We start from the raw sequence: 17,904 nt of genomic DNA, 5'->3' as shown, positions 1-17,904 counted from the left end.
CGGCGAGGCCCCATAGGCTGAGCCCCCGTCCACGCTGTCAGGGGGAGTAATGACCAGTAGGTTCACGGAGTTGGTCGTCGACTGCCACGATCCCGAGCGGCTCGCGGCCTTCTGGTGCGCGGTCCTGCACTTCAAGGTGATCGACCGGAGCGAGGGCAAGGTCGAGATCGGCTCCTGGGTACCGACCGTCGAGGAGGTCCGGGCCCGCCAGATGCCGCCCACCCTGCTGTTCATCCGGGTGCCCGAGGGCAAGACCGTGAAGAACCGGCTCCACCTCGACGTCAGCCCGGTCGACGGCAGCACCGACGACGAGGTGGCCAGGCTGCTCGGTCTCGGCGCCGCCAAGGTGGACGTGGGCCAGGGACCGGACCGGAACTGGGTGGTCATGGCCGATCCTGAGGGCAACGAGTTCGACGTCCTGCGCACCCTGGCACCGTCGAACCAGGCCCCCGCTTCCGGATCTTGACGGCCCACCGGATGACGCTCCCTGCTCCTGTGGCTGGGAGTGCCCCGACGTTGTGCGGCTCCCCGTCTGCTACCAGGCCGAAACCGGCAGCCCCAGCGCCCAGCCTCCGGCCCTGGCCGCGCTCGGCTCGGCTCGGCTCGCTCCCCGCGATCTCGGACCAGACCGCCGGGTAGCAGGCGGCCCGGCACGCCCCCACCGGCCGCCGAGCCCACCCAGCCGGAAAACCGGATGCGGGTGACGCACGACCGCCCTACGCTGCGCCCGCGGGTGAGGCGAGACCCTGTCGACCGTCGACGGATCGGAGATGAGCAGGGTATGACCAGTCAACTGTCAGCGATCTGCTTCAACGCGACCCGGCCGTCGGACCTGGCGCGGTTCTGGTCCGGGGTCCTCGGCTGGGAACCGGCCGACGGTCCGGACGGCGATATCGCGATCCTGCCCCCTGACAACAGCGGGTTCCGCATCCGTTTCCTGCCGAGCCAGGAGCCGAAGAACGGCCAGAACCGGGCGCACTTCGACCTGACGAGCGCCTCCCCGGAGGAGCAGCGGCAGACGGTGGCGAGGGCGCTGGAGCTCGGCGGCAGACACATCGACGTGGGGCAGCTCCCGGAAGAGGAGCATGTCGTCCTCGCCGATCCGGACGGCAACGAGTTCTGCGTCATCGAGGCGGGCAACAAGTTCCTCGCCGACACCGGATTCATCGGAGCGCTGGCCTGCGACGGCACGCAGGAGGTCGGCTATTTCTGGAGCGAGGCGCTGCGGTGGCCGCTGGTCTGGGACCAGGACCAGGAGACCGCGATCCAGTCACCGGACGGCGGTACGAAGATCACGTGGGGTGGTCCGCCGGTGCTGCCGAAGACGGGTCCGAACAGGCTCTTCTTCGAGCTGGGGATCCCCGCAGGTGCCGACGGGGAGGCGGAGATCGGCCGCCTGGTCTCGCTGGGCGCGACACGCACGGACAGCGGCGCGGGCGACGGCGACCGCGACGGCGTCCTGATGCTCGACCCCGACGGCAACGAGTTCCGTGTGCGGAGCACTCGCTAGTGCTGTGACCGGGATGGTTCACCGTGACCGGAAGGCGGCTCGGGGGACGAGCGCACGCGAAACGGCTGGTATTACTGGGGCATGCAGGAAGAGACCGCACGCTCCGCGATCGACACGTTCATCTCCGCGTTCAACGCCTCGGACGACAGCTATGTGACTGCCCTGCTCTCCCAGGCCCTGACCTCAGACGTGGTCTTCTGGGGACCCTTGGGTCGCAGCGAAGGAATCGCGGCGGTCGAGCGGTTCGTGCTGGACATCCGGCGCCACCCGGCGGGGACCGGCACGATGGTGCGCTGCTCAGCGGTGGACATGCCTGACGAATGGGCCCGGTACCAGTGGGTCTTCACCACTCCTGACGGAGGCCCCCGCCTGACGGGCACGGACGTCGTCCATCTGCGACGGAGCCTCATCGACCAGGTCATCGTCTTCGCGGGGGAGATCGAGCCGTCCGCCTCCTGAGTCATCCTTCTGTCGCTGTCCTTCTCCTGAACTCGCCCCGTCGGCGTTCGGGGGCTGCTGTTCGGGGTTGGTCAGGCTGTGGTGTTGAGGGGCGTCCGCCCCAGCCGATGCCCTTCTCGCTGCGGATGCGGGCGCGTTCCTCGCGTGGGGCGGCGAGTACGTCGGGGTGGCGGGCGTTGGTGTTGCGCAGGCGCAGGTAGCGGTGCAGTGCCTGGGTTTGCGCGGGGTGGCTGCGGTGGTGGGAGTTGGCCAGGCCGATCTCGTCGAAGCGGTGGATCACATCGCGCACGGTGTCCTCGTCCGCCTGCACCAGCTGGGCGATCACCGGCACCCGGTTCCCACCCGCCGCGGCGAGCAGCATCATCGCGCGCCGGTAGCGCACCGAACTCCTGCTGCCCCCGGCGAAAGCTCAGCTTCTGCCCCTCCTGGCCGGTCAGTCTGCGGACGCGGACAGGCTCAGCCACCGCGCCTCCAGCGATCGGACCGGACGTCACCGCACATCCAATCGTCGCGACCACCAACCCGGCGGACCTTCCCGGTCAGAGCACCCAGCGGAACTCGGGCCGCCGGCCGCCCGCAGGTGAGCCCTACGTAAAACCCCGGCCGTTCCGGTGGCGGGAAATCGTCGATACGGTGATGGTGGGCGGCGGGGAAATCCTTCGTGCGCAGGGAGAGCTTCAGATGCCCGAGATCACTACTCCGTACCCGACCGGCACCCCGTGCTGGGTCGATCTGATGGCGCAGGACCAGCAGGCCGCGCTGGACTTCTACCGTGACCTGTTCGGCTGGCAGGGCGAGGTCGGCGGGGCCGACTTCGGCGGGTACGCGGTCTGCACGCTGCACGGCAAGCCGGTGGCCGGCATCGGCTCGACCATGGCGCCCGAGGGGCAGCCGGAGCCGCCGACCGTCTGGACCACCTACCTGGCCAGCACCGACGCACAGGCCACCCAGGACACGATCGTCTCGGCGGGCGGCACCCTGATCGCCCCGGTGATGGACGTCGGCGACATCGGCCGGATGCTGATCGCCGCCGATCCGCAGGGCGCGGTGTTCGGGGTGTGGCAGCCGGGCGACTTCCACGGCGCGGGGGTGGTCAACGAGCCGGGCGCGCTGATCTGGAACGAGCTGAACACGAGCGACGTACCCGGCGCCACCGGCTTCTACGGCGAGGCCTTCGGGATCGAGATCCAGCCGATGGAGGGCGCCGCCGGTAACTACTGGTCCCTGAACGTCGGCGGCCGGGGCGTCGGCGGCGCCGCACAGCTCGGCGACGACCGCCCCGGCGTCCCGCCGCACTGGCTCACCTACTTCGCGGTCGACGACGTCGACTCCACCGTGGACGCCCTGGTCAAGCGCAACGGCACGGTGTTCCAACCGCCGTTCGAGATGATGGCCGGCCGCATGGCCGTGGTCGCCGACCCGCAGGGCGCGACCTTCGCGGTGTTCAAGCCGAAGCCGATGTGATCCGTGGACGGCAGAGCAGCCCTTTGCCGTGAGCACCAGGTCTTGGCCCCCTTCCGCTTTCCGTGACGCCCGGGATACCCCTGGGATGACCGGCGGTACGGAGAGCGGAAGGGGCTCGTGGTCATGGGTACAAAAGAGGCCGGGCACGGCTGGTGGGTGGACGGGCGCTGCACGAACTGCGACGTGGCGCGGCAGCTCGCCCCGGGGCTGGTCGGGGAGGTGGCGGGGCGCTCGGCCGTGCTGCGGCAGCCGCGCGACGCGGCGGAGGCGGCGCGGTTACAGGCGGCGGCGCACGCCTGCCCCACCCGGTCCGTCCGGCCGCCGGGCGGGCGGCTGGACCCGGCCCGGGACCCGTTCCCGATGCCCCTGGACGACGACACCGGCACCAGCACCGGGGCAGGTACCGGCACCGTGCTGCTGTGCGGGCACAACTCGCCGCACACCGCGGGCGCCAACTCCTACCTCCTGCGCCGCCCCGACGGCACGTCGATGATGGTCGACACCCCGCGCTGGAGCCCGGCGCTCGCCGCCCGCTACGAGGCCCGGGGGCCCGTCACCGACGTACTCCTCACCCACCGCGACCACGCCGCGCACGGCCGCCGGTACGCCGACCGGTTCAGCGCCCGGCTCTGGATCCACGAGGGCGACCGCGAGGCCGCCCCGGACGCCGACCGGGTGCTGCGCGGCACCGAGCCGACCGTGATCGCCGACGGCGTCCTCGCCCTCCCCTTCCCCGGGCACACCCGGGGCAGCGTGCTCTACCTGGCCGACGACCGTTACTGCTTCAGCGGCGACAGCTTCTACTGGTCGCGTACGACGGCGGACATCGAGGTGGCCGACAGCGTCACCTGGTACTCGATCCGGGAGCTGGCCGCCTCGCTGAGCCGGGCCGCCACCGACCGGCTGCGCTTCGAATGGCTGCTGCCGGGCCACGGCGACCGCCGTCACCTCCCCCATGAGGAGATGAGCGCGCGACTGCGCGACTTGGCGTCCCGAGCTCGTGAACTCCGTCCCCGTCCGGTGGACTTCGCCGCAGTGCGCTGGTGAGTGAGTCTCCGCTCGCCCCAACCCCCCTGTCGCGTCCGGTGCCGTTCCCTGGCCGGCAGTGGTAGGACATGGCTGCAACGAGGCTACGGCGATGGGGAGTTGGGCATGACGGCACAGAACATCGACGATGTCGTGGACGGACTTGCCGGAATCGTGCGGGAGGCCGAGCGCACCGGTGACCGGATCGGGTACTTCGCCGCGCTGTACCGGCAGGTGACCGTCGAGATCCGCGCCGCCATCCACGCCGGGCAGTTCGACGACGGCCCCCGCATGGACCGTTTCGACACGATCTTCGGCAACCGCTACTTCGACGCGTACGACGCCTGGCGCCGTGACCGGAGCGGGCCGCGCTGCTGGCGCGAGACGTTCGGGCTGCTGGACGACGCCGACACCGTCATCGTCCAGCACCTGGTCCTGGGCGTGAACGCGCACATCAACCTCGACCTGGCGGTCGCCGCCGCGCGGACCGTCCCGGGCGAGGACATCCACGTCCTGCACCACGACTTCCTGCTGATCAACGACATCCTCGCGCGGGTGGTGCTGGCGGTGCAGGACTCCGTCGACGCCGTCTCGCCCCTCCTGTCGCTGCTGGACAAGGTCGGCGGCCGCACCGACGAGCGGATCCTCGACTTCAGCGTCCGCGAGTCCCGCGCGGAGGCATGGCACAACGCCGTCCTGCTGTCCGGCCGGAACAAGCAGGAGCAGGCGGCCACCATCGAACGGCTCGACACCCGGGCCACCGTCCTCGCCCGGCTCATAGCACGGCCCGCCGGCCTCGTCCGCCCGGCCCTGGAACTGATCCGGCACACCGAGAGCGACGACGTCCCGGCCGTGATCAGCCACCTGGACGGCGCGGTGCAGGGAGCCGCCGCCCGGTGATCAGTCCGCGCCGTCGGCGGCCCCAGGCCGACGGCGGCGCACCAGGCCCCCGACCCAGGCCAGCAGGAACACCAGGTAGGCGACGGCGACGCCGAGCGCCCAGGCCACCGAGAGCCCGCCGCCCGCGATCAGGGCCACCTCCAGCACGGCGACGAACAGCAGCAGCGCGCCGTCGCGTATCTCCGTCCGGGTCATGCCGGGAATTCCACAGGTCAGGCAGCGAGTGAGCCAGTCCCGGCGGCGCCCCCTTCGGTCACGATTGGATTTCGGCCACCTCCGACCCCTTGCCCGACCGCCGTGTAATCGATTCCAATCCTCCCTACACGCAGTCGTGTAATCGATTCCACGAGGAGGTGGAGCGGCGATGGCGAGCATCAAGGACGTGGCCGCCGAGGCGGGGGTCTCCGTCGCCACGGTGTCGCGGGTCCTGAACGACCATCCGTCGGTCAGCGACGACGCCCGTACGCGGGTGCTGGCGGCCGTCGCCGTGCTGGGCTACCGCCCGAACGCCGTCGCCCGCTCCCTGCGCACCGACCAGACCCGCACCCTCGGCCTGGTCATCAGCGACGTGATGAACCCCTACTTCACCGAGCTGGCCCGCTCGGTCGAGGAGGCGGCCCGCGCCCTCGGCTACAGCGTCATCATCGGCAACGCCGACGAGCGGCCGGAGCTGCAGGACCACCACGTACGGACGCTGCTCGACCGGCGGATAGACGGGCTGCTCGTCTCCCCCACCGACGGCGGCTCGCCGCTGATGCTGGAGGCGGCGCGGGCCGGGACGCCCATGGTCTTCGTCGACCGGTGGATCCCGGGGGTGGACGTCCCGGTGGTACGGGCGGACGGGCGGGCCGCGATCCGTGACCTCGTCGCGCACCTGTGCGGGCTCGGGCACCGGCGGGTCGCGATCATCGCGGGGCCGGCGGCCACCACCACCGGCAGCGAGCGCGTCCAGGCCTTCCGGGAGGCGCTCGCCGAGCACGGCGTCCCCCTCCCCGACGCCTACATCGGCCAGGGCGACTTCCAGGCCGAGAGCGGGCGGCGGGTCACCGAGGGGTTCCTCGACCTGCCCGAGCCGCCCGAGGCCGTGTTCGCCGCGGACAACCTGATGGCGCTGGGAGCGCTGGACGCGGTACGGGCGCGAGGGCTGCGGGTGCCATGTGACATAGCACTGGCGGCCTTCGACGACATCCCGTGGTTCGTGCACACCGACCCCCCCGTCACCGCCATCGCCCAGCCGACCCGCGAGCTCGGCCGCGCCGCCGTGCGCGCGCTGATCGACCGCATCGAGGGACGGCCCCCGAAGTCCGTCACCCTCCCCGCCCGGCTCGTCGTCCGCCGCTCGTGCGGCGAGAACGCCGCCGACAACGCCGACGGCAACGCCGACGGCAACGAGAACCAGACCCCTGTGCAAAGGAGCACGTCGTGAGCAACCCGGACGAGTTGCTGCGCATCGAGGGCATACGGAAGTCCTTCCCCGGCGTGGTCGCGCTCGACGGCGTCGACTTCGACCTGCGCCGGGGCGAGGTGCACGTACTCCTCGGTGAGAACGGCGCGGGCAAGAGCACCCTCATCAAGATGCTCTCCGGCGCCTACACCCCCGACGCCGGGCGGATCCTGGCCGGCGGCGAGGAGGTGCGCATCCATGGTGCGCAGGACTCCGAGCGGCTCGGGATCGCCACCATCTACCAGGAGTTCAACCTGGTACCCGACCTCACGGTCGCGGAGAACATCTTCCTGGGCCGGCAGCCGCGCCGCTTCGGGATGATCGACCGGAAGCGGATGGAGGCCGACGCCGAGGTCCTGCTGAAGCGGGTCGGCGTGAACGTGTCGCCACGCGCGCGTGTCCGTGAACTCGGGATCGCCCGCCTCCAGATGGTCGAGATCGCCAAGGCACTCAGCCTGGACGCGCGCGTGCTCATCATGGACGAGCCGACCGCCGTGCTCACCTCGGAGGAGGTGGAGAAGCTCTTCGCGATCGTGCGGCAGCTGCGCGCGGACGGGGTCGGGATCGTCTTCATCACGCATCACCTGGAGGAGATCGCCGCCCTGGGCGACCGGGTCACCGTCATCCGCGACGGGAAGAGCGTGGGCCAGGTGCCCGCCACCACGCCCGAGGACGAGCTCGTCCGGCTCATGGTCGGGCGCTCCATCGAGCAGCAGTACCCGAGGGAGCGGGGCGAGGCCGGGGCGGCACTGCTGTCCGTGGAGGGGCTGACCCGGGACGGCGTCTTCCACGACGTGAGCTTCGAGGTGCACGCCGGGGAGGTCGTCGGGATCGCGGGGCTCGTGGGTGCGGGCCGCACCGAGGTGGTCCGGGCCGTGTTCGGGGCCGATCCGTACGACAAGGGGGCCGTGAAGGTCTCCGGTACGGCGCTCAGGCGGTACGACGTCAACGCGGCCATGTCCGCCGGGATCGGCCTCGTCCCGGAGGACCGCAAGGGGCAGGGGCTGGTGCTGGACGCCTCCGTCGAGGAGAACCTCGGGCTGGTGACGCTGCGGAAGGCGACCCGGGCCGGGATCGTCGACCTCAGGGGGCAGCATGCCGCCGCCGAGCGGATCGCCGGGCAGCTGGGCGTGCGGATGGCCGGGCTCGGGCAGCACGTGCGGACGCTCTCCGGCGGCAACCAGCAGAAGGTCGTCATCGGCAAGTGGCTGCTCGCCGACACCAAGGTGCTGATCCTCGACGAGCCGACGCGCGGCATCGACGTCGGCGCCAAGGTCGAGATCTACCAGCTGATCAACGAACTCACGGCCGCCGGGGCCGCCGTGCTGATGATCTCCAGCGATCTGCCGGAGGTCCTCGGGATGAGCGACCGGGTGCTGGTGATGGCCCAGGGGCGGATCGCGGGCGAGCTCTCCGCCGGCGAGGCCACCCAGGACGCCGTCATGTCCCTCGCCGTGAGCGCCCCCACGAGCACCCCCGCCACCCCCACCACAACCGACAAGGAGGCCGGACGTGGCCACTGACACGCTCAAGAACCAGAACGCGGGCGCCGGTGGCGTCTCCGGCGTGCGCCGGCTGCTCCTCGACAACGGCGCGCTCACCGCGCTGATCGTTCTCGTCATCGCCATGTCGGCGCTGTCCGGGGACTTCCTCACCACCGACAACCTGCTCAACGTCGGCGTCCAGGCGGCCGTGACGGCCATCCTGGCGTTCGGTGCGACCTTCGTGATCGTCGCGGCCGGCATCGACCTGTCGGTCGGCTCGGTGGCGGCCCTGTCGGCCACGGTGCTGGCGTGGAGCGCCACGTCGCACGGGGTGCCGGTGTTCCTGGCCGTCGTCCTCGCCGTCGCCACCGGCATCGCGGCCGGTCTCGTCAACGGTTTCCTCATCGCGTACGGCAAGCTGCCGCCGTTCATCGCGACGCTCGCGATGCTGTCGGTGGGGCGCGGTCTGGCGCTGGTGATCTCCGGGGGCTCCCCCATCGCCTTCCCCGACTCGGTCTCGCACCTCGGTAACACCCTCGGCGGCTGGCTGCCGGTGCCGGTGCTGGTCATGGTCCTCATGGGGCTGATCGCGGCCTTCGTCCTCGGCCGGACCTACATCGGGCGCTCGATGTACGCCATCGGCGGCAACGAGGAGGCCGCCCGGCTGTCCGGACTGCGGGTGAACAAGCAGAAGCTCGCCATCTACGCCCTGTCCGGGCTGTTCGCGGCCGTCGCCGGCATCGTGCTGGCCGCCCGGCTGTCCTCCGCGCAGCCGCAGGCCGCCAACGGCTACGAACTGGACGCCATCGCGGCCGTCGTGATCGGCGGTGCCTCGCTGGCCGGCGGCACCGGCAAGGCGTCGGGCACGCTGATCGGCGCGCTGATCCTCGCGGTGCTGCGCAACGGCCTCAACCTGCTCAACGTGTCGGCGTTCTGGCAGCAGGTCGTCATCGGCGTCGTCATCGCGCTGGCCGTCCTCCTGGACACCGTGCGCCGCAAGGCAGGGGCGACCCCGCTCGCCGCCGGCACCGGGGGCAACAAGGGCAGGCAGGCCGGGACGTACGCCCTGGCCGCGGTCGTCACCGTGGCCCTGGTGGCCGCGACCTCCCTCCTGCACACCGGCTCCTCCTCCGCCACCCCGAAGATCGGCCTGTCCCTGTCCACCCTCAACAACCCCTTCTTCGTGCAGATCCGGGCCGGTGCCCAGGCCGAGGCGCGGAAGCAGGGCGTGGACCTGACCGTCACCGACGCCCAGAACGACGCCTCTCAGCAGGCCAACCAGCTGCAGAACTTCACCAGTTCGGGCCTGGGCGCGATCATCGTCAACCCGGTCGACTCGGACGCGGCGAGCAACTCCGTGAAGGCCGCCGGCAAGGCGGACATCCCGGTGATCGCCGTCGACCGCGGCGTGAACAACGCGAAGACCGCGACGCTGGTCGCCTCCGACAACGTCGCCGGCGGCGAGCTGGCCGCGAAGACGATCGCGGAGAAGCTCGGCGGCCAGGGCAAGATCGTGATCCTGCAGGGCCAGGCCGGCACCTCCGCCGCCCGGGAGCGGGCGCAGGGCTTCGCCGACGGGCTCAAGGCCTACCCCGGTATCCAGGTGGTGGCCCAGCAGCCCGCCGACTTCGACCGCACCAAGGGCCTCGACGTGATGTCGAACCTGCTCCAGGCCCACCCGGACGTCCAGGGCGTCATCGCCGCCAACGACGAGATGGCCCTCGGCGCGATCAAGGCGCTGGGTTCAAAGGCCGGTTCGTCGGTCTCGGTGGTCGGCTTCGACGGCACCCCGGACGGCCTGACCGCCGTCAAGAACGGCACGCTGTACGCGTCGGTGGCCCAGCAGCCCAGCCAGCTCGGGAAGATCGCCGTGGACAACGCCCTCAAGGCCGTCAAGGACCAGAAGATCCCGTCGGCGATCAAGGTCCCGGTGAAGGTGGTCACGAAGGACAACGTGGCCGGTTTCACGGGCTGAGACACCAGGGAGGCGGCCGGGCGCTTGAATGGAGCCCCGGCCGCCTCGCCCCATCCGCAGAGGGAGTCATCTGATGTACGACTACGACCTCCTGGTCGTGGGATCGGCCAACGCCGACCTGGTGATCCGTGTCGAGCGGCGGCCGGGAGCGGGTGAGACCGTGCTCGGCGGCGATCTCGCCACGCATCCCGGCGGCAAGGGCGCCAACCAGGCGGTCGCGGCCGCCCGGCTCGGTGCCCGTACCGCCCTGCTGGCCCGGGTCGGCGACGACGCGCACGGCAGGCTGCTGCTCGACTCGCAGCGGGCGGCGGGCGTGGACACGGTGGGCGTGCTGGTGGGCGGGGCGCCGACGGGGGTCGCCCTCATCACCGTGGATCCTTCCGGCGACAACAGCATCGTCGTCTCCCCGGGTGCGAACGGCCGTCTGACGCCGGCGGACGTGCAGGCCGCGGTCAGCCTCTTCCACGCCTCCCGGGTGGTCTCCACGCAGTTGGAGATCCCGCTGGAGACGGTGCTGGAGGTCGTACGGAACCTCGCCCCCGGCAGCCGTTTCGTCCTCAACCCCTCCCCGCCGCAGCCCCTCCCCGGTGAGGTCCTGGCGGCCTGCGACCCGCTGATCGTCAACGAGCACGAGGCGCGGGTGATCCTCGGCGAGGCGTGCGTGAGCGAGGAACCGGCCGACTGGGCGCGGCTCCTGCTCGCCAAGGGCCCGAAGTCGGTGGTGGTGACGCTGGGCGCGGACGGTGCGCTGGTGGCCGACGGCGACGGGGTCGAGCACGTCTCCTCCGTGAAGGTGGACGCGGTGGACACGACCGGCGCCGGGGACGCGTTCACGGCGGCCCTCGCGGTACGGCTCGGAGCGGGCGGGTCGCTCGCCCGGGCGGCGGCGTACGCGGCCCGGGTCGGGGCGGCGGCGGTGACGAGGCGGGGCGCGCAGGAGTCGTACCCGACGGCGGCGGAGGTCGACGCGCTGTGAAGCGGGCGGGGATCCTCAACCGTCATCTCTCCGGCGCGCTCGCCGAGCTGGGGCACGGGCACGAGGTGCTGGTGTGCGACGCCGGGATGCCGATCCCGAAGGGGCCGCGGGTCGTGGACCTCGCGTTCCGGGCCGGGGTGCCGTCCTTCGCGGAGGTGCTGGAGGGGCTGCTGGCGGAGCTGGTCGTGGAGGGCGCGACGGCGGCCTCCGAGGTGCGCGAGGCCAATCCGGCCGCCGCCGCGCTGCTGGACGGGCACTTCGGCGACCTGGCCCTGGTCCCGCACGAGCGGCTGAAGGAGCTGTCGGCCCAGGCGCGGCTGGTCGTACGGACCGGGGAGGCCCGGCCGTACGCGAACGTGCTGCTGCGGTGCGGGGTGTTCTTCTAGGGCCGGTACGGGCGCTACGGCTCCGGGAACACCAGGGGCACGCCGTACCGCTTCTCGGCGGCGCGCAGGGCCGGGACGAGCGTGGTACGCAGCGCGCGGACGGCGGCGGCGTGTCCGGGGGCCGCGAGGAAACGGGCGCGCAGCTTGGCGCGGGCGGGTTCGCGCACCGCCTCGACCGGGCGCAGACAGGCGGCGTACGCCTGGCCCAACTCACGTTCCCGCACCGGAAGTCCGCTCGCGTCGGCGGTCTGCATCAGCTGGTCGGCGAGGGCGAAGTAGGCGTTCTCGTCGCGGGCCTTGATGCCGTAGCGGGCGAAGCAGCCCGGCAGGGTGCGCAGGGCGCGGAGGGTGGCGGGGTCCCGGCGCAGTGAGGTGAGCGTGTCGAACCACTGCCCCTGCACTTCGGCGTAGCGGTCACGCAGGGTCTCGGCTGCCGCCGTCCCCCGGGTGAGGCAGGCGCGTACCTCGGCCGTGGCTCCGGTCCGGGCCGGGGCGGGGCTCGCCGACGGCGTGGGCACGGTGGCGCTCTCGCTGGTGCCGTGGCGGGCGATGAAGTCCAGGTCGGGGAGTTCGGAGTAGCGGATGAAGGCGATCGGCGGCTGGGCGGGCGGAGTGAAACCGCGGTCGCGGGCGCAGGAGGCCGCCCCGGCCCGCTGCACCTGCTGTACGAACACGTCCAGCCCCTGCGTCCAGCGGGACTCCGCGCCGGTCGCGGGCAGGACCATGCGCACCGGGTCGGCCGGCAGGGTGTCGCCGAGCCGGGCCGGGGTCACGGTGGCCGCGCGGGGGCCGGCGTCGGGCTGCGCGGCCTGGCCGGCCGTGCAGGCGGTGACGGTGGTGGCGGTGGTGGCGAGCAGGGCGAGGGTGGCGAGGGCCGGGCGGGCCGAACGGAGTATCCGGATCATGGGGTCCTGCCTACGGGTGGAGGCGGGTGCCGCGGACCGCTCGGGCCCGTGGCACCCCTGGAACTCTTGAACCGGGTCAGTGCGTGATGTGGACGGTGTCGCCACCGTCGATCTTGCTCGCCACCGTGAACTTCGTGTTGTCGCTCACCGTGGTGCACAGCGCGTAGGTGGAGTCGCTGACGCTGTGGCTGCCGTCGTGGGCCCAGATGTACCCCTTGTTGCAGGTCACCCAGGAGCTGCTGGAGGTGTGGTAGAGGCGGCCGGCGTAGTAGTCGCCGATCGTGGACGTGGAGTCGTCGGAGTAGGTCAGGTTGAGGTCGTTGCAGCTGCTGGACGCCGACTTGTTCGCCGTGCCGCCGACGCCTTCGTAGGCTCCGGTCGTCAGCGTGACGGTCACGCAGGCGTCCGGGGCGGCGGACGCGGCGGGCGCGAACACCAGACAGCCGGCGGCGGAGACGAGCGCGAACGCGCCCGCGGCGATGGCCTTCCTCATGGTTCCCCCTTGTGGTGATCGGGTGTGAGTGGCTCGGTCACCCGAAACGCTGGCAGAGCACGTGCACCACGGGCCACGCCTTTCGACTGGGCTCTAAAGTCCCTCGCCGGGCGGCGGAGTTCGCAGCTCCGGCGACGCCCGGGACGCTCACGTGGATCGTGGGGCGAGATCTGGGGGCGCCTGATGCGGATTCGCCCTGAGCATCGCGGCGCCCAGCGGGGTGAGGGTGTGCAGCACGGTGTTGTGGTGGCGCTGGCTGACGACCAGGCCGGCGTCGCGCAGCACGGTGGTGTGGTGGGTGGCCGTGGGCGCCGACACCCCCAGGAACCGGGCCAGTTCGGAGGTGGTCGCGCCGAGTGCGAGGGACCGCAGCGCGGCCGCCCGGGTACGTCCGAGCAGTGCCGCGAGCGAGGCGTCGGGCGGGTGTTCGGGGGTGGGCGCGCGCAGGCCGTGCACGGGGTAGACCAGCAGCGGCTGGAGGGTGTCGTCGGCCATCGAGACCGGTGACTGCCAGCAGAAGTAGGAGGGGACCAGGCGCAGTCCGCGGCCGGCCAGGCGCAGGTCGCGGTCCTCGACGTAGTCGACGTGCAGGACCGGCGGGCGCCAGCGGATCGCGGGTGACAGGCCGGCGAGGAGTCCGTCGACCCCGGCCGCGAGGGCGTCCCGGCCGCGCAGGGCGCGCTCCGCGGCGACCGTGGCGAGGATACGGCTCTCATGGGGCGCGACGACCGCTTCGTGGTAGGCGCGCAGGAGTCCGGCCAGGTCCTCGCGGGCCTCGCGGTCCAGCAGCCGGGGCGCCCAGTCGGGTGCGCCGCTGGACCGGTCCAGCAGTCGTATCTCGTGGGCGACCCGCTCGGGCGGCGTGTCGACGATCGCCGCGAGCCCCCGGTCCAGGCCGTCGGCGGCCTCGTGCGGGGTGAGGAAGTCGGGGAGGTAGCGGGCCCGGGGCAGCACGGGGACCAGGAGCCGTCGTACGGCCGCGCCGAGCTGGGTGCCGGCGAGAGTGGTCCGGGTCTCGCGGTACCAGTCGGCGTACGCCCAGCGGCCTCGCGAGGTCTGTAACCGGTGCAGGCTGCAGGCGATCTCCCAGAGCGGGTCGGGGGCGCTCGCTACCTGGATGCGGGTCAGGTCCTGAGGCGTGAAGTGGATGCGCAGCACGAGAAACGCCCCCCGAGTCGAACAGTCGTCCGGTCAGGAGCAGCCTGGGGCACACGGCTCCCGGGAACAACGCGGGAACCGGCCGCGACGGCACCGGGACACGCCCGCACATGTTTCGAGGGGGCCCGGCCCGTCGACCGAACCCCCTCGGCTTTCCCCTCCGTATCAGAACCCCCGCGATCCCCCCGGATCCCCCTCCGAAAGCCCTGACGCCAAGTAGACCGGCGGGGTGGGGGGAGGGTTGTACGCGGTTCCAAGATTTTTCCGCGGCCGTCGTACGGGGTGGTCATGCCGACGTGGAGACCGCCACCGAGTGTGGCGAGATCACCGTCGGGAATGAGCCGGTTCACCCCGAGATCCGGGCTGCTCTCCTTGAAGGCCGGAGCCAGTCCGCTGTCCGGAGCACGGCGGTCGCGACGGCCGTGACGGAGTCCTCGGTGGCGTCGACGGTGAAGTCCTCGACTGCGGCACGATCGAGGATTCGGTCGAGTTCGCCCGCGCGGTTCAGATGCCGGCGCAGTCCGTCGTGGTCGTCGCCGTGGCGATGGGCAAGGCGCTGGTGCACTGCGGGCAGGTGGGCTCGTAGACGGCACACCGAGAGACCGATGCCGATCGCTTCCTCGTAGTGGTCGCGTTCGGTTCGGCTTTCGGCCACCCCGGCGAGGACGAGCCGGGTCACGCCGGCGTCCAGGTAGTGGCCCGCGACACAACGCAGGTTCCGCAGCAGCATGCCCACGTTGAAGCGGTCGGCCGGGGGCGTAGGCCAGGACTGGCACAGCCGGTCGAGATCCATGACCGCGTTGGGGATCTCCGCCTCGGCGAGCAGCTCGCCCATGGCCTCGGCCACCGAGGTCTTGCCGACGCCCACCGTGCCGGTGATCAGCAGAGCACGGGGAATCGGGCGGGCGTCAGGCGGCATACGGCAGATCCTAGAGCCCGGCCCCCATGAGGCCGGCAGCTGTCCCGATGGCCGGCCGGTTCCGGCGCTACGGCCAACGACAAAACCGCGTTCTGGGCGCATTAACGGCAATCCAAGACGGCCGCAAAGACAGGCAGCCCCTAGGATCCACAGGATTCGGCGCACGCGCAGGCGCCCCACGACACCTGCCCCACCCCGGATCGGACGGGGTGGGGCAGGATCTCAGGGGAGTCGGTCAGGGGAAACCGACGTATTCAGCCTCGGCTTGCCGCGGACGGATTCAGCGGACCGTGACGGACACGTTCTTGGAGACGGTGCCGCCGTCCTTGACGCGCAGGACCTCGACGCCCTTCTTGCCGAACTTGTCGGTGAGCTTGTAGGACGCCTTGGCGACCTTCGCCGTCGCGGGCAGCGAGACCCACTTCTTGCCGTCCTTGACCTGGAGGGTCACCTTGCTGCCCTCCTTGATGCCGTCGACCTTGCCGGTGAAGGTGACGACATCGCCCAGCCTGACGGTGGTGGCGCTCGCCCTGACGGAGATCGAGGGAGCCGGGGCCGGGGCGGCGACGGCGGCGGTGGCACCGGCGGCGACGAGCGCGGCGGAGGCCACGGCGACGGTGGCGATACGCATGTCCACAGAGAACTCCTTGGTTATCCAATTCCTTTTCCAACCGCAATCCCGGGCCATTTGCTCGCCCTTGCGGCCGACTCGAATCCTATAGACACGAGCAGGCAGGGAACGGTTCCAGCCGAATGAAAAAAGCCTGAACTGACAGGTGAAACACAGCAAATCGAAAAGATCCGCCGCCCATGAGCAGGGAATATAAAAAGGACCTGTGCGAAGAAGTCTCCGCACACAGGTTCCGTCAGCTCTCCAGCCGGACCGGCATCAGAAGCGAGAAGGCACCCTCGTCGTCGGACCGACGGATCGCGATGGGCGCCGTGGGCGCGCCGAGCTCCAGAACCAGTCGGTCACGGGCCCCGGCGGCCAGCGCGGCCAGCAGGAACTCACGGTTGACGGCGACACGGTTCGGGTCTTCGTCGGCATCCGCACAGAGGGTCACCGTGCCGCCGTCCTCCACCCTGAGCACGCTCAGATCGGGCGCCCCGGCCTCCCCGGAGCGGACAGGACCGGTCTCCAGAGCCTGCCGGAAGGCCGCCACCTCGACGACGGCACGGCGTCCGCCGGCCCGGGGCAGGAGACGGCGGTAGTCGGGGAAGTCGTGGCCGGGACACCGGCCGGCCACCTGCCGGTCCCCGGCCTCCAGCGTCACCCGGTCACCGTCGACGGAGAGCCCCACGGCTCCCTCGCCGTCCAACAGCGGCCGCATCGCGTCGGCGAGCGGGGCGGGCACGACGACCTGCACCCGGCTCCCGCCGTACCCGCCGGCACCGGCCCTCGCGACCGCCATCCGGTACCGGTCGGTGGCCACGGCGTGCAGGCTCCCGCCCTCGATGTCGAACAGAACCCCGCCGAGCATCGGCAGCTCGGGGTCGGTGCTCGCCGCGAAGCGAACCGCGTCCAGCGCGGCCGCCAGCTCCGGCGCGGCGACGGACAGACGGACGGAGGCGGTACGGAGCGAGGTCATGACGTTCTCCCGGTGATCGAGTAGCGCTCGGATCGTGGAGAACTCACCGCGGGCATCGGACAACCCCTGTTCCAGACGGCGCAGGTGTGCCGTGAGCAGCTTCCGGACCAGACCGGTGTCCGGCCCGGACCAGCCGGCCAGCACCAGCCGGATGTCCGCCAGCGGCATCCCGGCCCGGCGCAGGCGGGCCAGCAACCGGGCCTCTTCCACCTGCCCGGGCTCGTACCAGCGGTAGCCGCTCACCGGATCCACCCAGGCGGGGACCAGCACACCGGCACGGTCGTAGAACCGCAGGGCGCTCACGCCCAGCCCACTGTCGCGGGCCATCTCCCCGATGCTGCGCATGTCGTTCTCCACACCCGGCACCCTGGGCCCTGCACAAGGTCGAGGGTCAACCCGACCGCGCACTCCTGCTGCCGGCGACGCGCTTCACGTCCCGCAACGACAGGCGCCCGCTCATGCGAGCGGACGAGCGGGCTGTCCTCGCCGCGCAAGGCCGGGCGGCCCCTCAGCGGTTCAGGTCCATGACCCCGACGCCGAGTCCTTCGTACAGCTCCGGTTCCACGGAGGCGATCAGGCCGCCCGTGGGGAGCGTCTGGTTCGGGCGCGCGGTGTGCACGGCGGCGGAAACACCGAAGTCGACGCCGGCGCGGCACAGTTCGGCGATGGTGACCGCCATGGAGTAGTCGTCGTCGACGATATGGAGTACGCCCGCCAGCACGCCCACGTGGTCGACGATCCCGGCACGTCGACGCTCGGCCTCCAGGAGACACAGGACCGGCACCCACAGGCGCATGTCGTCACTGGCGGCAGCGGCATGGATCAGGCCGGAGACCTGCTTGTCGCCTCCCATCGCCAGGAGGGTGGGGGTGTCGAGGACGTAGTGCTCGGTCCAGCTCAAGGGTTCGGCTCCGGCTCGGCCGAGGCGGCCCGGTGTGCGGCGGCGGCCTCCCGCATCTTGCGCCGCATCTCGGCGGACTCCTCGTCCGAAACGTAGTGACCGAAGCGCTCGGCAAGCAGCGCGCGCGTGCGGTCGGCCCGTTCCCTGATCTGCTCGGGGGTCAGCGTCTGAGCGGCTATGTCCTGCATGAGGGCACGGAGGCTGGTGCCTCGCGCCTCGGCCACGGCGGCCAGTTGGTCACGGACTTCGGCGGGCACACGGATCATGACGTCGGACATGCGTCGAGTATACGGCACGTATACACGACCGGGCGGC

At 71.5% G+C, this 17,904-nt stretch carries 20 protein-coding genes and 1 pseudogene; 11 read left to right on the top strand and 10 right to left on the bottom strand.

Annotated elements, in window-relative coordinates; translation table 11 throughout:
* Positions 1-49 precede the first annotated feature (49 nt).
* From ACFY6U_RS19565 to ACFY6U_RS19555, 3 genes are all read left to right on the top strand, one after another.
* On the top strand, positions 50-466 hold the full coding sequence (locus ACFY6U_RS19565) for a VOC family protein (protein ID WP_390039800.1): 417 nt from the start codon (positions 50-52) through the stop codon (positions 464-466).
* A 315-nt stretch (positions 467-781) separates the two neighbouring features.
* Positions 782-1,510, top strand: a complete 729-nt coding sequence (locus tag ACFY6U_RS19560) for a VOC family protein (protein ID WP_390039798.1) — start codon at positions 782-784, stop codon at positions 1,508-1,510.
* Between the two features lie 81 nt (positions 1,511-1,591).
* Positions 1,592-1,969: a nuclear transport factor 2 family protein gene (locus tag ACFY6U_RS19555; RefSeq protein ID WP_012895409.1), complete on the top strand. Its 378-nt coding sequence runs from the start codon at positions 1,592-1,594 to the stop codon at positions 1,967-1,969.
* Between the two features lie 247 nt (positions 1,970-2,216).
* Here the strand turns inward: ACFY6U_RS19555 and ACFY6U_RS19550 are convergent.
* Positions 2,217-2,433 (bottom strand): annotated as a pseudogene (locus tag ACFY6U_RS19550) (helix-turn-helix domain-containing protein); the annotation flags it as partial.
* Between the two features lie 217 nt (positions 2,434-2,650).
* Between ACFY6U_RS19550 and ACFY6U_RS19545 the strand changes: the two are divergent.
* The 3 genes from ACFY6U_RS19545 to ACFY6U_RS19535 all read left to right on the top strand — a co-directional run bounded on the left by ACFY6U_RS19545 (position 2,651) and on the right by ACFY6U_RS19535 (position 5,359).
* Positions 2,651-3,433: a VOC family protein gene (locus tag ACFY6U_RS19545; protein WP_390039795.1), complete on the top strand. Its 783-nt coding sequence runs from the start codon at positions 2,651-2,653 to the stop codon at positions 3,431-3,433.
* Positions 3,434-3,556: 123 nt separating this feature from the next.
* Positions 3,557-4,480 carry an MBL fold metallo-hydrolase gene (locus ACFY6U_RS19540; protein ID WP_390039793.1) on the top strand — a complete coding sequence of 308 codons (924 nt, stop codon included), beginning with the start codon at positions 3,557-3,559 and terminating at the stop codon, positions 4,478-4,480.
* Between the two features lie 105 nt (positions 4,481-4,585).
* Positions 4,586-5,359 carry a DUF5995 family protein gene (locus ACFY6U_RS19535; RefSeq protein ID WP_390039791.1) on the top strand — a complete coding sequence of 258 codons (774 nt, stop codon included), beginning with the start codon at positions 4,586-4,588 and terminating at the stop codon, positions 5,357-5,359.
* Here the strand turns inward: ACFY6U_RS19535 and ACFY6U_RS19530 are convergent, their stop codons facing one another.
* Positions 5,360-5,554, bottom strand: coding sequence for a hypothetical protein (locus tag ACFY6U_RS19530; protein ID WP_390039789.1), 195 nt, complete (start codon positions 5,552-5,554; stop codon positions 5,360-5,362).
* Positions 5,555-5,723: 169 nt separating this feature from the next.
* Here ACFY6U_RS19530 and ACFY6U_RS19525 point away from each other — a divergent pair, with 169 nt between their 5' ends.
* The 5 genes from ACFY6U_RS19525 to rbsD all read left to right on the top strand — a co-directional run bounded on the left by ACFY6U_RS19525 (position 5,724) and on the right by rbsD (position 11,624).
* On the top strand, positions 5,724-6,785 hold the full coding sequence (locus ACFY6U_RS19525; protein ID WP_390039787.1) for a LacI family DNA-binding transcriptional regulator: 1,062 nt from the start codon (positions 5,724-5,726) through the stop codon (positions 6,783-6,785).
* A complete protein-coding gene (locus ACFY6U_RS19520; RefSeq protein ID WP_390039785.1) occupies positions 6,782-8,326 on the top strand; it encodes a sugar ABC transporter ATP-binding protein in 1,545 nt (514 codons plus the stop codon). Before ACFY6U_RS19525 ends, ACFY6U_RS19520 begins: the two co-directional genes overlap by 4 nt.
* On the top strand, positions 8,316-10,262 hold the full coding sequence (locus ACFY6U_RS19515) for a substrate-binding domain-containing protein (RefSeq protein ID WP_390039783.1): 1,947 nt from the start codon (positions 8,316-8,318) through the stop codon (positions 10,260-10,262). Before ACFY6U_RS19520 ends, ACFY6U_RS19515 begins: the two co-directional genes overlap by 11 nt.
* A gap of 73 nt (positions 10,263-10,335) precedes the next feature.
* On the top strand, positions 10,336-11,238 hold the full coding sequence (locus ACFY6U_RS19510) for a ribokinase (protein WP_390039781.1): 903 nt from the start codon (positions 10,336-10,338) through the stop codon (positions 11,236-11,238).
* The gene (gene rbsD, locus ACFY6U_RS19505) at positions 11,235-11,624 is read left to right on the top strand and encodes a D-ribose pyranase (RefSeq protein WP_351494015.1); all 390 of its coding nucleotides are present in this window, start codon (positions 11,235-11,237) and stop codon (positions 11,622-11,624) included. Before ACFY6U_RS19510 ends, rbsD begins: the two co-directional genes overlap by 4 nt.
* Before the next feature lie 14 nt (positions 11,625-11,638).
* Here the strand turns inward: rbsD and ACFY6U_RS19500 are convergent, their stop codons facing one another.
* The 8 genes from ACFY6U_RS19500 to ACFY6U_RS19465 all read right to left on the bottom strand — a co-directional run bounded on the left by ACFY6U_RS19500 (position 11,639) and on the right by ACFY6U_RS19465 (position 17,867).
* Positions 11,639-12,529 (bottom strand): hypothetical protein, encoded by an 891-nt coding sequence (locus ACFY6U_RS19500; protein ID WP_390039779.1) that lies wholly within the window; start codon positions 12,527-12,529, stop codon positions 11,639-11,641.
* Between the two features lie 76 nt (positions 12,530-12,605).
* Positions 12,606-13,022: a hypothetical protein gene (locus ACFY6U_RS19495; RefSeq protein WP_390039777.1), complete on the bottom strand. Its 417-nt coding sequence runs from the start codon at positions 13,020-13,022 to the stop codon at positions 12,606-12,608.
* A 147-nt stretch (positions 13,023-13,169) separates the two neighbouring features.
* Positions 13,170-14,180, bottom strand: a complete 1,011-nt coding sequence (locus ACFY6U_RS19490) for a helix-turn-helix domain-containing protein (RefSeq protein WP_390039775.1) — start codon at positions 14,178-14,180, stop codon at positions 13,170-13,172.
* A gap of 346 nt (positions 14,181-14,526) precedes the next feature.
* The gene (locus tag ACFY6U_RS19485) at positions 14,527-15,099 is read right to left on the bottom strand and encodes a hypothetical protein (RefSeq protein WP_390039773.1); all 573 of its coding nucleotides are present in this window, start codon (positions 15,097-15,099) and stop codon (positions 14,527-14,529) included.
* A 280-nt stretch (positions 15,100-15,379) separates the two neighbouring features.
* A complete protein-coding gene (locus tag ACFY6U_RS19480; RefSeq protein ID WP_390039771.1) occupies positions 15,380-15,730 on the bottom strand; it encodes a hypothetical protein in 351 nt (116 codons plus the stop codon).
* A gap of 235 nt (positions 15,731-15,965) precedes the next feature.
* Complete coding sequence (locus ACFY6U_RS19475) at positions 15,966-17,033, bottom strand: MerR family transcriptional regulator (protein ID WP_390039769.1); 1,068 nt, start codon at positions 17,031-17,033, stop codon at positions 15,966-15,968.
* Between the two features lie 163 nt (positions 17,034-17,196).
* Entirely contained in the window at positions 17,197-17,589 is a 393-nt protein-coding gene (locus ACFY6U_RS19470; protein WP_390039767.1) for a hypothetical protein, read from the bottom strand.
* The gene (locus tag ACFY6U_RS19465) at positions 17,586-17,867 is read right to left on the bottom strand and encodes an Arc family DNA-binding protein (protein WP_366888591.1); all 282 of its coding nucleotides are present in this window, start codon (positions 17,865-17,867) and stop codon (positions 17,586-17,588) included. Before ACFY6U_RS19465 ends, ACFY6U_RS19470 begins: the two co-directional genes overlap by 4 nt.
* Positions 17,868-17,904: the final 37 nt, after the last annotated feature.

Source organism: Streptomyces sp. NPDC013157, from assembly GCF_042899865.1.
In the GTDB taxonomy this organism is placed as follows: domain Bacteria; phylum Actinomycetota; class Actinomycetes; order Streptomycetales; family Streptomycetaceae; genus Streptomyces.
Note: the sequence above shows the minus strand (reverse complement) of the source record. Positions and strands in the feature narration are given on the sequence as shown.